Annotated in this window: 13 protein-coding genes; all 13 read left to right on the top strand. The window is 46.5% G+C overall.

Going from position 1 to position 14,073, the window contains the following annotated elements; all coding sequences use genetic code 11:
- Window positions 1-399 precede the first annotated feature (399 nt).
- Window positions 400-1,251, top strand: a complete 852-nt coding sequence (locus tag MoGM_RS05805; RefSeq protein WP_104369173.1) for a hypothetical protein — start codon at window positions 400-402, stop codon at window positions 1,249-1,251.
- Window positions 1,181-2,686 carry an SEL1-like repeat protein gene (locus tag MoGM_RS05800; protein ID WP_104369172.1) on the top strand — a complete coding sequence of 502 codons (1,506 nt, stop codon included), beginning with the start codon at window positions 1,181-1,183 and terminating at the stop codon, window positions 2,684-2,686. Before MoGM_RS05805 ends, MoGM_RS05800 begins: the two co-directional genes overlap by 71 nt.
- Window positions 2,687-2,691: 5 nt before the next feature.
- Entirely contained in the window at window positions 2,692-3,519 is an 828-nt protein-coding gene (locus MoGM_RS12770) for a hypothetical protein (RefSeq protein WP_146078664.1), read from the top strand.
- A gap of 11 nt (window positions 3,520-3,530) precedes the next feature.
- Window positions 3,531-4,178 (top strand): hypothetical protein, encoded by a 648-nt coding sequence (locus tag MoGM_RS05785; RefSeq protein WP_104369169.1) that lies wholly within the window; start codon window positions 3,531-3,533, stop codon window positions 4,176-4,178.
- 42 nt (window positions 4,179-4,220) lie between these two features.
- Window positions 4,221-4,871, top strand: coding sequence for a hypothetical protein (locus MoGM_RS05780; protein WP_146078663.1), 651 nt, complete (start codon window positions 4,221-4,223; stop codon window positions 4,869-4,871).
- Between the two features lie 205 nt (window positions 4,872-5,076).
- The gene (locus tag MoGM_RS05775) at window positions 5,077-5,955 is read left to right on the top strand and encodes an O-antigen ligase (RefSeq protein ID WP_158249560.1); all 879 of its coding nucleotides are present in this window, start codon (window positions 5,077-5,079) and stop codon (window positions 5,953-5,955) included.
- Window positions 5,924-6,160 (top strand): hypothetical protein, encoded by a 237-nt coding sequence (locus tag MoGM_RS12765; protein ID WP_146078662.1) that lies wholly within the window; start codon window positions 5,924-5,926, stop codon window positions 6,158-6,160. The genes MoGM_RS05775 and MoGM_RS12765 overlap by 32 nt, the downstream gene beginning before the upstream one ends.
- 960 nt (window positions 6,161-7,120) lie before the next feature.
- Window positions 7,121-8,509 carry a DUF6242 domain-containing protein gene (locus tag MoGM_RS05770; protein WP_104369166.1) on the top strand — a complete coding sequence of 463 codons (1,389 nt, stop codon included), beginning with the start codon at window positions 7,121-7,123 and terminating at the stop codon, window positions 8,507-8,509.
- A gap of 65 nt (window positions 8,510-8,574) precedes the next feature.
- Window positions 8,575-9,261, top strand: a complete 687-nt coding sequence (locus MoGM_RS05765; protein WP_104369165.1) for a DUF6089 family protein — start codon at window positions 8,575-8,577, stop codon at window positions 9,259-9,261.
- A 10-nt stretch (window positions 9,262-9,271) separates the two neighbouring features.
- A complete protein-coding gene (locus MoGM_RS05760; RefSeq protein ID WP_104369164.1) occupies window positions 9,272-10,018 on the top strand; it encodes an isoprenyl transferase in 747 nt (248 codons plus the stop codon).
- Window positions 10,019-10,042: 24 nt separating this feature from the next.
- Window positions 10,043-12,673, top strand: a complete 2,631-nt coding sequence (locus MoGM_RS05755) for an outer membrane protein assembly factor (RefSeq protein ID WP_104369163.1) — start codon at window positions 10,043-10,045, stop codon at window positions 12,671-12,673.
- Window positions 12,674-12,744: 71 nt separating this feature from the next.
- Entirely contained in the window at window positions 12,745-13,278 is a 534-nt protein-coding gene (locus MoGM_RS05750) for an OmpH family outer membrane protein (RefSeq protein ID WP_104369162.1), read from the top strand.
- A 43-nt stretch (window positions 13,279-13,321) separates the two neighbouring features.
- Entirely contained in the window at window positions 13,322-13,819 is a 498-nt protein-coding gene (locus MoGM_RS05745) for an OmpH family outer membrane protein (RefSeq protein WP_104369161.1), read from the top strand.
- Window positions 13,820-14,073: the final 254 nt, after the last annotated feature.

The following is a 14,073-nucleotide window of genomic DNA, read 5'->3' as shown; positions in this document are numbered from 1 at the left end:
AAAATTTGAATGTTTATATAAGGAAAATCTCCCGCAGGGCAAGCTGTCCCTGCGGGAGATTTTTTTTGTTGTGATGGAGTTTTTATAAAAAGGCGCCTCCCCTGTCATTATGGGATTTTCGGAAGTTTGTCTGGAAATTTGGCTTGGCAAATCACCTGTAGGATTTCTTGTGACTCCTTACCGCCATTTTGTATAAAAGGCTGCCGGAATTTGGATTTGTAAGTTCTTTTTATTATATTTGCGGCGGAAATCGGCATAATCATGAAATATTGTGAGAAACTTTCTTGGTATTATCCATTATGCTTACGGAAAGAGACGCCTTGTCATGTCTTGTCCTGATAAAAAGTGATGACGGCAAGATATAGGGCGATAATTAATGAAAAACAATTAACTAAAAAGATGATGGGAAAAAGAGTCTTGTCGTGCGTGCTGACAGTCATTGTGACTTTGGGGGCATACGCACAGAATGAGTTTACCGACAGTGAGCGCAAGGTTTTTGAAGAACATGAGAACGAGATAATATCCCGTTCAAGGATTGCCGGTGAGGACGCACATGCGGAGCTGTGCATGAAATACAATGTTCCTAAAAGCCAAAGTGAGAAATTGGCCTCCATGCTTGTGGAAAGAGAACGGCGGAAAGCGGTCTACGACTATATCTATCCATCGTCGCCGCGATTAAGGGCACAAGCCAAATTGTCTGTCGACAGTGTATATCAGTATCATGTAGACGAGATATTGATTCCTTATAACAAGATGTCGGGAGAAAACATTACGTTTCTGTTGCGCAGGCGCAAGGCATTCAGGCTTGATGACGCACAGTATGAATACTTGATGAAGCATGCGGTTGAAATGTGCCATAAGATGCGTAAAGACCGCAAGGCTGATGTCTGGGACGAGGAAATGGCCGTAATGCGGAATACTCTCGGGAAAAAGATGTTCAACAGTTTCCTGATACAGAAAAACGCTTCCGTAGTGACGAGACGTATGAAAGAGTCATGGAAGAAGTTGCGGGACGCCGGATTGACGGAAGGGCTTGACAGTGTGTCAGACTGCGCCCGCATGTATATGTTCTATATGGAACAAGAGAAAATAAAGAGCGTATATAAGAATTTTTCGACTGAACGGAAGAAAAGATTGGCGGAAAACGACAAGCAGATGCCGAAAGCGGTGAAGATGTATTATGCCCTGGCAAGAAAAGAGCGTGAAGCGAAGAAATCCGAGAGTGAAGAGACAAAGGGACTCGTATGGTAGCGACTATGATATAACCGGAATAATTATGAAGTACTTTATAGGAAAAGTCATGACCGTAGCGTCCGTGCTGCTGTTTGTCGTGGCGGTATGCAATGCGGCGGCAGATGATAAAGTGATAAAGGCTGTCGAAGTGCTTAAAGGAATGGATGGCGCGGGCAACAAGACGGAGGCTGTAAATATTCTCCGCATTGCGGCAGAACAGGATTCCAATATATATGCGATGAATGCTCTTGGAATAGTTTATATGAACGGTATCGGTACAGAACGAGACACGACGGCGGCCACGATGTGGCTTGAACGTGCCGGAGAACATGGTTCAACGATCGCTCTTCATAATTTAGGAATGATGTATAAGTATTCACGTGGCGGAGTGAGGCAGGATTTCACACGGTCTTACGGATATTTCTCCAAAGCCGTGGATGCAGGTTCGGTGATGGCGCTATACGATAAGGGTTACATGCTGTATAAAGGCCTGGGATGTGCTCAGGACTACAAGCAGGCCATAGACTTGTTCAGGCGTGGTGCCGACAAAGACCATGCTCCGTGTCTTTATATGCTTGGATTGTGCTACCGTAATGGTTATGGAGTTGAGCGTGACGAGGAACGTGCCATGTTCTATCTTGACCGTGCGGCAATGTTTAATTATCGTGATGCGGTGGAAGAACTGAAAAGAGTAAATCCGGAAAACAGCATAAATGACATGGTTGTCATTGTCGAACAGTCGATGGAAGTACCGGAAACAATGCCGGGAATAGCCCCGGCGGCAGTGGATACATCGTCGCTTGCAGGTAACTATCAGGGTGTTCTTGTGGTTTATGATTGGAGCGGACAAAATGTGATTGACCGTCGACCGCTATCTGTGAATATGAAGATGAATGGCGGGTGGCTTCATGGATATTGGTGTGAAGGTAAAGACACTGTCGCTTTCCGGGCGTCGGTATCGGAAAACGGGCGTATAGAGTTTCTCAGCGGCATGACGCGGCAGACAGACAGGTATATAACAAAGGACTCTGTGCTTTATAGATTTGAGAGTGCGGATGTAAATGTAGGAGAAAATTCCGTGACAGGAAGTATCAGGCTCTATTCTGTTTCCGAGCAGGAACCGCAACGGCCGATGTATATATGTCTGCAAAAAGATTATTCTGATGGAGATATAGCAAACGAAATTGCTAAAGACGATACACGGCTCTACGCATGGCCGAATCCTTTCTCAGGAAATGTAACACTTGGTTTAGATTTGTCAGAATCTGTTGAATCCGGTTCTATAACTCTTTATAGCCAGTCTGGTATGCCGGTATTTGCAGCGACTCTTGGCGCGTTACAGCCTGGCAAGCATTCGTTTACGGTGGCACCCTCTATACCTGAGGGGGTGTATGTGCTTCATGTAACAGCCGGAACCTGTCATTATAGAACTGTTGTTGTGAAGAAGAACTGAATAAAATGAAAAAGTATATATTATTTTTAATACTTTTATTAAATTTGTTGCCTGTTTTCAAAGACGGACAAATAGAAGTTGGAATGTCAACGGCTTCTGCTCAAAGGATGGGTAATGAGGGCGGTGATTACTACATTTGTGATGATGAGGAAATAGGAGAATATGTATCTTATTATCCATGTGACCAAGTAATTTGTATCATGCCGTGTCCTCATTGTGACGATTCTTTTCCTTGTGATGAAGCTGGATTGCATGAATGTAATAATTCCGGTGGAGGTGATGAATGGGAAGATGGATGGCATGACGGTGGAGGCAGCTCGACCGGTGGAGGCGGTGGTTCCTCTTCGGGAGGAAGTTCAACCGGCGGTTCTTCTCAAACAAGTAGCCATAAAAAGACAGCTTCACAGATAACAAATATGGCTAAAAGTGTAGCCAAGAGTATTCCGGGGACGGATGCACAATGTAGCGAAGGAGTGAGAAGAGCTTTTAAAAGTCTATTTGGTAAATTGCCGGCCGGCATGAATTGCAATGCAAACAGTATGGTAAAATATTGGATGAATAATCCTTCTTTGTGGCAGGAAATAGCAATGTCACAAGCTCAAGGATATGCAAATCAGGGCTATTTTGTTGTGGCGGGGTGGATAAACCCATCTGGTGGTTCTGGTCATGTTGTTGTCATTGTTCCGGGAACAGAACGTTATAGTGAAAATTGGGGTAAAAAAGTTCCTAATACAATGGATACAGGTTATAATATGAGATCAAGTTCCCAAAAATTAAGCAACAGTTTTGCAAGGGAAAAAATAAGTGGAGTTAAGTTCTTTTTATATAAATAATATCATCAATCATGAAACAAGTTTTTTTATTTGTTATTCTTTTTGTCAGTGTCACATCTTATTCACAGAATAGTAAGACATTGATATATAATGAAAATAGTATAATTGCAGTGACAAACAATGTAGAGTCTTTTGATAATTTATCTCGAGCGGATATTACTCCATACACATTGAAACATACGGAATCGGTAACTCAATACGGTTTGACTTATACTGTAAATGTGCTCAGATATAAAGGATGGGAAGATGAGACCGGCGACTATAATGTGATAGATATCAGTTCAGGAAGTTATAAATCACAGTTCACTTATGATGAAGGTTGGGACTACTTTTATTGTGAGAATGAAGCTGTTAATACGCCTAATAAGTCATTTTATGCCGTGAATCTGTCATCATCTTGTATGGCTTTGGTTTTTGTCGGAGTCAGTATAGCAAGTCAGCCACCATTTATAACGGTTATTGTTCTCAGGGATCGAAAAGCGGAAATTGTGTATAATAAGCCGGCGTTTATGAAAGATATACAAACAGCAGGTAAAGAAACAAGATTTATATTAAGACTTAACACCATTGAATATGATGAAAATAACAAGCCGTATGAAAAAGAGGATTTGGCAACATTGTCGTTTGGAGACGGCAAAATATATTATATGAAGAATTAATAAAGTATACTTATTATACTATATAAGTAAAACAAATTAATTATGAAACGATTATTAATATTAACAATTAGTGTCGTTTTCGGAATTTTGTCGTATGCGCAGACATCGGTCTTCTCATACGGGGAAGATGGAACGATCAAAGCGAAGTCGGCTTTCTTGGATCCGATTGATACAAATCCGAACAAGACGGCTTCATGTCCTTTGATAAAAGAAGTATCCCTGCCTGTGTCTTCTTTTAAATATTCTGTCAAGTTGAAAGGATATGAAGGTTGGGAAAATGAACCGGGAGATTATCATGTGATAGAGATATTGTGTAACGGTAGATCTGTTTTTGAAATGAGATATGATGACGGGTGGAATTATTTTTATTTGGCAAAAGATTATATTAAAAGTCCTAATACACCTTTTAAAGAATTCAACCTTTCTTCTGATTGCAAGGCATTGGTGTTTACCGGTATAACAATAGGCAGTCAGCCGCCATTCACAACGATTGTCATTCTTCGTAATGGTAAGGCCACTTTGGTATACAATAAAGAGGGATATATAAATGATATGGAAACAATAGGTAATGTTGTGAAACTAAAGTTACAGCTAAATACTGTTGAATATCATGACGACAACATACTTTACAATGAAGCTGAAGTTGCAGAATTGGAAATTAAGAACGGCATGATTTATTATACCAATAAATAATACTCTAAGCAAAAAGATGAATGTTCATAATGTAATGAGTAATATGTCAGCAATAGTTTTTACTTTGCTGTGTGTTCTATGTACTGTGGACACTCATCTTTTTGTGTATCCGTCTTTATCAAAATCGCTTGCATTTTCCCTCTGTTCTTTGTTTCTTGCGATTTGTTCTATGATGATATGTGTGAGAAAAACCACCGTTACACTGATGAGTGTGTTTATGACGATATGGGGAATATATATTGTTATATACGGACTTTTCGTCCCTGCCGAGACATATCGCATGTATTATATGTTATCCGGCATTGTCTTCTTCCTTGCGATGTCGGGACTTCTGCGTATAGGATTAAATTCCTTTCGTCAAGTAGGCAACGGACTTTTGCTTATCGCTTGTATTCATATCATCTTTGTTGCGGGGCAAAAATTAGGATTGATAGATCCGTTGTCGGACTATTTCCAAATAACGGGATCTAATGAAAATCCAAATATCACGGCAATGTATATGGTAGGCGTATTACCTCTTATTTATGGCAGAATGTCTGAAAGGAGAGGGCGCATCCTGTACGCTGCATTAGGATTGGTCGTCATTGGCTTGCTGTTAGCTCTCCGTTGCCGTACGGCGTGGATAGGTTTCATGGTAATGGTTGCGGTATATGGCTTTATGTCTGAGTGTCTGCGACAGCGTGTCATGCAGCTAAGTATCGGCAGGAAGATAACTGCATGTATTGTGGCCGTTTGTTTAATTACCACAGGAGCGGTGTTTGCGTATAAACTCAAAAAAGACTCTGCTGATGGCCGTATGCTTATATGGAAACTTTCTGTGCAGATGATATATGAGCACCCTCAGGGCTATGGATACGGCCTTTTTGAACGCAACTATAATTTACGGCAGGCAAAGCATTTCGCTTCAGGGGAGCAGTCGCTTGAAGAATGTCATAATGCTTCGTTTGTCTCGATGGCATATAATGACTATATAGAGCAGGCCGTAGAGGGTGGTGTGGCCGGAGTTTTCCTGTTCTCTGCTTTTTATGTTATAATGATCTTGAAAGCATATCGTGACAAGGATAAGATTTACTCCAAAGTCTGATACGAACAATGTTGAGCCAGGACATTTATACGAACTGTATTATTTTGATATAGGATGGCGTCTTGCGGGGCGTGAAGTGGCAAAGTGCAATCACCTTGTCTTTGACGGAATACCGTCAGGTGCCTTGTTATTGTTAAAAGACAGGACAAAAGGACATGAGGAGCGTATATTTGAATATCGTGACAACAGACAGGTATGGTATTGAACTTGGTAAGCACGCTTCCAGAAGAACTTCGTGAAGTCACGGGCAACGAGGCCGGCAAGGCACTCGTGGCGGCAGGTCCGTAGCTATAAGAAGTAAAATTTGAATATTTATATAGGTAAAATCTCCCGCAGGGTAAGCTGTCCCTGCGGGAGATTTTGTTTAAAACGGCATGTTGTTGCCTTTTATGCCGGTGCATGTACTGATCTAAGGCAATTTGTTTTCTTGTTATACAGTATGGGACTATGTTTAACCATGTGGTTTGCTTGTGTTGCCAGGTATATTCTGTCGGTAACGATACCATGTATGACTGCCGCCTTAACCTGTGTTGTTCGCAATCATCAAATGGCTGTCAGGTGGTTAGAAGTCAATAGAATATCAAAGTTTCTTCATTTTTTTTGTGTATGATTAACGTGAAATTCTTTTGTAACGGCCTTTCTTTTAATGCGGTTTTATATATCAATGTGTTTATGGGTTAATTGTAGCGCATACGTTATAAAACATATTGATGCAGCACTCTAAAAACATTGAATTTTGACTTATATCAAAAATAAAAGTGAATATAAAATAAACGAGGTGAAAATATTTGTGTGCGAACACAGAAATAGCTAACTTTGCATCGTGTTCGTGAGAATACATTGTTATTCATTAGGTTAGTAGTTAATAGATTTTTAAGGTAAAGATTATGTTATTAGATTTTCAGACAACGGACTTGAAGGCATGAAACCGCTATTGCGGTGTCGCAAGTGATGCTTGCGATCGGTGCCGGAAGACGTTACGAAGGAGTGCGGAGTGAGTGAGTCATACCGCACTCTTTTTTTATGCTACTTTCATTTCTTTTAAACTAACAGAACTTAAAATAAGGCGCATTATCACATATTTTACTTAATAAAACAATTAAAAATGCGGCTATTTGCGGAATTGTGATTAAATTTGCAGCTAAAAATTAAAATTAAAACATTGATGAGAAAGTACATCAGTACTCTATGCCTGCTCTTGTCGGCGGCATTTATCCTGCCTTCATGTATGAACGAAGATGAAGTCAGCGTAACACTCTATGACGATACAGCCATCACAGGGTTTCATATAACAAGCGCAAAAATAACAAGACATACCCTCTCTTCAAAAGGAGAGGACTCCACCTTTATCATCACGGACGAGACGGTTAGCAGGTTTCCGTTCAGCATAGACCACCAGCGTGGCGAGATATACAATGTGGACTCGTTGCCGTTGGGCACTGACGCGGAGAAACTTCTCTGTGCATATTACACGAAAAACAACGGATATGTGCTCATTGAGAATGTGCTGAACGACTCGGTGAAGTATTTCTCAACCACTGACTCGACCGATTTCAGGGTGCCGAGATATGTGCAGGTACATGCGTCGGACAACAGTTCGTCACGCAGATACCGCATAACCGTCAACGTGAGGCAGGAGGAAACGGGCGTGTCGAAATGGAGCAGATTGCCCGATTGCGAATATTTCAAAAGCATGAAAGGCGTGAGGATTCTCGCCGACGGCAATGCTGTATATGCTTTTGGAAGCGACGGGACAAACACGTCGGTATATGCTTGCGACATAACGGACGGCAGCGTGTGGACGCAAAGAAATGTCACTCTCGGAGCGGATATATATAATAATGTGGCGGTGAGAAACGATTCGCTGTTCATTCTCGATGGGGAGACGGTGAAAGTATCGGCAGACGGCGGACTATCGTTTGCCGACCTGGCCGCATCTACCGGTCTGGCGCGTCTCGTTGGATGCGGCACGACAGAGTTGCACGCCATCTATGCAACCGGCGAGCCGGCCGTCTCTACAGACGGCGGACGCACGTGGGCGGCCGATAGGGCTGAGGCTGACAATGCCGCCGACAAGGTCATGTTGCCCGCATATGCGGTGAGCTACGACTGTTCGGCATTCAAATACAACGATAATACAGACTATGCCGTGATGGCCGTGACCCGCAATGAGACGGATGCCAACCCTATGGTATGGAGAAAGATCGTTGAGTACGGTGCGGGAAGCATGCCGGGCAAGTGGGTGAATATCGGTAAGGACGACTCTTACCGCTATCCGTTGCCGGCAATGAAGAGTCTTTGTCTGTTCGGGTTCGGCGGCAATCAGTATGCCGTGGGACTGAAAGCGGTCGAAGACGGCGGCGGTACCATTCTCTCGCCGATATATGAAAGCCGAGACGGAGGCATCACATGGAAAGCCAACAAAAAGCATACCCTGCCTGAAAGCATTGACAATGCCGCCACGTCGGTGGCCGCCGTGACGGATATGAACGGTAATATATGGATTGTCTGCGGCGGTACGGGGCAGGTATGGAGAGGAAAGCTCGGTGTCTGAACCGTCCGGAAACAATAGGGATACACGAACGAAGCGTTGTAAACGGCGCGCAAATAATGAAATGAATGAGGCACCTTGTAGTCATAATCACCATCTGTATGCTGTCGTTTACCAGGGTAGCGGCACAGGAAGAGCCCGAGTACAGGGCCGAGATTGGTGTGGGCGCAGGGCTGATGACATATTTTGGAGACTTCAACGGTAGTCTGACAAAAAACATGCAACCGGCATTCTCTCTCGTAAGCAGGTATAAGTTCAATCCGCGCATGGCGCTTGCAATGAGCGTGACACACGGCAAACTGAAGGGAACGAGCGACAACACCGATACGTGGTATCCCGAGACGAGCGATAAGACTATAGAGTTCAACAACGCGACCACCGACGTAGGGTTGCGGTTTGAGTATAATTTCTGGCCATACGGCACGGGGCGTGAGTATCGGGGCGCACGCCCGTTTACCCCTTACGTGGCGATGGGACTCGGCACGACGATAGCCAAGACGCAGGAGAAAAGCGTGTTCACGGCCAATATCCCGATTGGAGCCGGAGTGAAATACAAGATAGGCCAACGGCTGAACCTCGGACTTGAATGGATAATGAGCTTCTCGCTGAGCGACAAACTCGACGGTGTGGAAGACCCATACGGCATAAAGAGCAACGGAATGTTCAAGAACACCGATTGTTATAGCACGCTGCGACTGTCTGTCACGTATGACATCATGGCGAAATGCAAGACTTGTAATAACGATAGAGACTGAAAGAATAAATATGACAGGCCAAATAGACATGGAGCGCATACCGCGCCACATAGCCGTGATAATGGACGGAAACGGACGTTGGGCCACACAGCACGGGCGTGAACGCAGTTTCGGACATCAGGCGGGAGTGGAGGCTGTGCGCCGCATCACGTCGGAGTGTACACGACTGGGTGTGAAATATCTTACGCTATATACTTTCTCGACAGAAAACTGGAACAGGCCTGCCGATGAAATATCGGCGCTGATGGGACTGGTGCTCACTTCGCTCGAAGACGAGATATTCATGAAAAACGATGTGCGTTTCAGGGTTATCGGCGATATGAACAGACTGCCCGAGGCAGTGAGAGAGAAACTGCGTGAGACGGAGGAGCACACCGCCGGCAACAAAGCGATGACGATGGTTGTCGCATTGAGTTACTCGTCTAAGTGGGAGATAACGAACGCGATGCGCCAAATAGCCGGAGAGGTGCAGGCGGGAACGCTATCTCCCGACAGCATTGACGAGCAGACCATAGGCAGACACATGCAGACGGCGTTCATGCCGGATCCCGAATTGCTCATACGTACAGGCGGAGAACAGCGCATATCAAACTATCTTCTGTGGCAGATTGCCTATTCCGAACTGTATTTCTGCGACACGTTCTGGCCCGATTTCGATGAGAAAGAGCTGCATCGCGCCATCGGGAGCTATCAGGGCAGGCAGCGTCGGTTTGGCAAGACAGGAGCGCAGGTGGAGAAAGAGGAGAACAACAAGTAAACAACAATGAATAATAATCATATAATGTGTCACATAAATAAGATATTGCTGCTGATTGCCGTCGCGCTGGGAATGATCTCGCGGGTGGCCGCTCAGGAGAAAATCGTAAATCCGGACATCTCTTATTCCGGAACTCCCAGGATATGCATAATAGACGGAATAACCGTCAAGGGTGTGCAGGAATATGAGGATTACATGCTCACGGGACTATCCGGACTCTCCATCGGACAGCAAATCAGCGTGCCGGGCGCTGAGCTTACGGAGGCCGTGCGCCGCTATTGGCGCCACGGCCTGTTCTCCCAAGTGTCCATAACGGCAGACTCTATCGTAGGAAACAGAATATATCTGTGTGTCAATCTCGCCCTGCGCCCGAGGGTAAGCACCATCAACTACACCGGATTGAAGAAGTCGGAACGTGAGGATATGGAGGCGAAACTGGGCATTATGAAAGGCAGTCAGATTACGCCCAACATGATAGACCGGGCCAAGATACTCGCCAAAAGATACTTTGATGAAAAGGGCTACAAGAACGCCGAGATAAACATAACGCAGCGCGACGACGTGACCGGCAAGAACCAGGTAATTCTTGATGTGGATATCGACAAGAAAGACAAGATGAAAGTGCGGCAGATCATCATAGAAGGCAACAACAACCTGAGCGCGTCCAAAATCAAGGGCGGACTGTTCCGCAAGGGTGCCTTTGCCAAGACGCACGAGGCCGGCAAGCTGTCTTCTTTCCTGAAATCAAAGAAATTCACCACCGAGAGATACGAACAGGACAAGCTGAATCTTATAGACAAGTATAATGAGCTGGGTTACAGGGATATGGCCATACTCGAGGACAGTGTCTGGAATCATGACGAGAACCACGTGAACATTTATGTCAAGATAGATGAAGGCCAGCGATACTATATCCGCGACATCACGTGGGTGGGCAATACAGTGGTCACGACCGACATGCTGAACTACATGCTGGGCATGAAGAGAGGCGATGTGTACGACCAGAAGAAGCTGAACAAGCGTCTGCGTGAGGATGAAGACGCCGTGGGCAACTTCTATTGGAACAACGGTTATCTATTCTACGAGCTTGACCCTGCGGAGGTCAATATCGTGGGAGACTCCATCGACTTGGAGATGCGGATCACGGAAGGCCCCAAAGCCCATATCAACGCTGTGAGAATATTCGGTAACGACCGTCTTTATGAAGAGGTGGTGCGCCGCGAACTGCGTATCAAACCCGGCGACCTGTTTTCCAAGGATGCGCTGATGCGCTCGGCGAGAGAAATAGCCTCCATGGGATTTTTCGACCCGGAGAAGGTCGAGCCGGATATCAAGCCTAATCCGGACGACGGTACTGTTGACGTGAACTGGCCTCTTGAGCAGAAGTCCAACGACCAGGTCGAGCTGTCGCTCGGTTGGGGACAGACCGGTGTCGTGGGCCGTGTGTCTCTCAAACTCAACAACTTCTCGATGCGAAACCTGTTCGGACGCAACAAGATGCACCGCGGAATAATGCCTATCGGCGACGGTGAGCAACTTGCGCTGAGTGCCCAGACCAACGGTACATATTATCAGTCGTACAGCCTTAACTACTCGGCTCCGTGGTTCGGAGGCAAGCGTCCCAACGCATTTAACGTCGGAGTGTCTTATTCAAAGCAGACCGACGTGTCGAGCAACTACTATAACAACAGTTGGATGAACAACTATTACGGCTACTACGGAGGTTACGGCAGCTACAATAACTACTACAACAACTACGAGAGCTATCTCGACGACGATAAGTACGTGCAGCTTCTCGGCCTCTATCTCGGCTGGGGCAAGCGTCTGCGCTGGCCAGATGACTACTTCCAACTCTCGGCAACCCTCGCTTATCAGCGCTATATGTTGCGCGACTGGCGTTACTTCATAATCTCAAACGGTAATTGCAACAACATCAACCTGGGCATCACCTTGTCGCGTGTAAGCACCGACAACCAGCTCTTCCCCCGTCGCGGTTCGGAGTTCATGGCGTCGGTCACCCTCACGCCGCCATGGTCGGCATTCGACAACAAGGATTACAGCAACCTCGCCACAAACGCCAACTCGGCCACTTTCGAGGCCGAACAGCAGGAAAAATACCGCTGGATAGAGTATCACAAGTGGAAGTTCAAGACCAAGACATATACCGCGTTGACAGGCGGCACCAAGTGCTTTGTGCTCATGACGCGTGTGGAGTTCGGCTTGCTCGGCTCGTACAACAGCCATAAGAAATCACCCTTTGAGACATTCTACATGGGTGGCGACGGTATGAGCGGCTACTCGACCGGATATGCCCAGGAGACGATCGGACTGCGAGGCTACGAGAACGGCTCTCTCACACCTTACTCGGCACCCGGATATGCCTATGACCGCTTCACGCTCGAACTGCGCTATCCGTTCATGCTTGGCAACACCACCATTTACGGCCTGGCGTTCCTCGAAGGCGGAAACGCATGGAGCGAGACGAAGAAGTTCAATCCGTTCGACATGAAACGCTCGGGCGGAGCGGGTGTGCGCATCTTCCTGCCCATGGTCGGTCTGATGGGTATCGACTGGGCTTACGGTTTCGACAAGACACTCTCCACGGGCGTGAAGGGCGGCAGCCAGTTCCACTTCATTCTCGGACAGGAGTTCTGATATAGTGCGGCGGCGGGCTCGTATGCCTGTCTCGCCACCGCGTATTATTCACCAACTAACAGTTAAGAACCATGGGAAAGAAACTTATCAACACACTCAGGGCGATCATGCTGGTAGCGGCCATCGCCCTGTTGCCCACTGAGGCAGGCGCACAGAAGTTCGCGCTTGTAGACATGGACTACATATTGAAGAACGTTCCGGCTTACGAGCGTGCCAACGAGCAGCTCAATCAGGTCTCCAAGAAATGGCAGGCAGAGGTGGAAGCCCTCGCCACCGAGGCCCAGACAATGTATAAAAACTACCAGAACGAGGTCGTCTTCCTGTCTCAGGAGCAGAAAAAATCCCGGCAGGAGGCAATAGTGGAAAAGGAAAAGCAGGCAGCCGAACTGAAAAAGAAATATTTCGGGCCGGAAGGTGAGCTGTTCAAGAAGCGTACCAGCCTGATGACACCTATACAGGAAGAGATATACAACGCGGTGAAAGACATCGCCGACCTGCGCGGCTACCAGCTTATCCTCGACAGGGCGAGCGATGCCGGGATTATATTCGGAAGCCCGAAGATAGACATAAGCAACGAGGTGCTGCAAAAGTTGGGATATAACTGATGGGATTAAGAAAATATCAATAACAAACAAATATAAAACGACAATGAAGAAATTAATTTTAATGCTCATGTTGTTCGCTCCCGTGGCCACATTCGCCCAGAAGTTCGGACACGTGAACGTGCAGGAGATTATCCAGGCGATGCCTGAGTACACAAAGGCGAAAACAGAAGTCGACGCCCTTCAGAAACAGTATGAGGACGACTTGAAAGGCATGCAGGACGAGCTTACCAAGAAGTCGCAGGCATACGAGACGGAGCGCGAGAAGCTGCCCGAGAATATCCGTCAGCGCCGCGAGCAGGAGCTGCAGGAGATGTATCAGAAGATACAGCAGAGCTATCAGGACAACCAGCAGGCTCTCGGCAGGGCATCGCAGGAGAAGATGCAGGCTATCACCACCAAGATCGTCGACGCCATCAAGCAGGTGGGTCAGGCAGGAGGATATGTCTACATAATGGATATCGCAGGCGGAGTGCCCTACATCAGCACGACACTCAGCACAGATGTCACCACCCAGGTGAAGACACAGCTCGGGTTGAAATAATTCCGAGAGATAAATGCCGCAGACAGGCGCAACCGGAACAGCCCGTGGCTGACGGATGCGGGTCTGCGGTTTTTGTTTTAACATACCGCTCGCCGGAACACAAATAGCGGCCTGCGGCAACCGAAATCCTCCCTAAAAGAACACATCATGAGACGATTTATGATTATCATGACGGCAATGGCGGCGCTGTCGGCAACCGCGCAGACAGAGAATGCCGCCCGTCAGGCGGATGACGCCGGAGCACCCGCCGCAAC

This window comes from Prevotella sp. MGM1, from assembly GCF_002933775.1.
Lineage (GTDB): Bacteria > Bacteroidota > Bacteroidia > Bacteroidales > Bacteroidaceae > Prevotella.
Note: the sequence above shows the minus strand (reverse complement) of the source record. Positions and strands in the feature narration are given on the sequence as shown.

Coding starts and splice junctions, on each gene's coding strand:
- MoGM_RS12770 (WP_146078664.1), top strand. CDS start 2,692: ATGAAAAAGTATATATTATTTTTAATACTTTTATTAAATTTGTTGCCT.
- MoGM_RS05755 (WP_104369163.1), top strand. CDS start 10,043: ATGTGTCACATAAATAAGATATTGCTGCTGATTGCCGTCGCGCTGGGA.
- MoGM_RS05805 (WP_104369173.1), top strand. CDS start 400: ATGATGGGAAAAAGAGTCTTGTCGTGCGTGCTGACAGTCATTGTGACT.
- MoGM_RS05765 (WP_104369165.1), top strand. CDS start 8,575: ATGAGGCACCTTGTAGTCATAATCACCATCTGTATGCTGTCGTTTACC.
- MoGM_RS05780 (WP_146078663.1), top strand. CDS start 4,221: ATGAAACGATTATTAATATTAACAATTAGTGTCGTTTTCGGAATTTTG.
- MoGM_RS05745 (WP_104369161.1), top strand. CDS start 13,322: ATGAAGAAATTAATTTTAATGCTCATGTTGTTCGCTCCCGTGGCCACA.
- MoGM_RS05750 (WP_104369162.1), top strand. CDS start 12,745: ATGGGAAAGAAACTTATCAACACACTCAGGGCGATCATGCTGGTAGCG.
- MoGM_RS05785 (WP_104369169.1), top strand. CDS start 3,531: ATGAAACAAGTTTTTTTATTTGTTATTCTTTTTGTCAGTGTCACATCT.
- MoGM_RS05760 (WP_104369164.1), top strand. CDS start 9,272: ATGACAGGCCAAATAGACATGGAGCGCATACCGCGCCACATAGCCGTG.
- MoGM_RS05775 (WP_158249560.1), top strand. CDS start 5,077: ATGAGTGTGTTTATGACGATATGGGGAATATATATTGTTATATACGGA.
- MoGM_RS05770 (WP_104369166.1), top strand. CDS start 7,121: ATGAGAAAGTACATCAGTACTCTATGCCTGCTCTTGTCGGCGGCATTT.
- MoGM_RS05800 (WP_104369172.1), top strand. CDS start 1,181: ATGCCCTGGCAAGAAAAGAGCGTGAAGCGAAGAAATCCGAGAGTGAAG.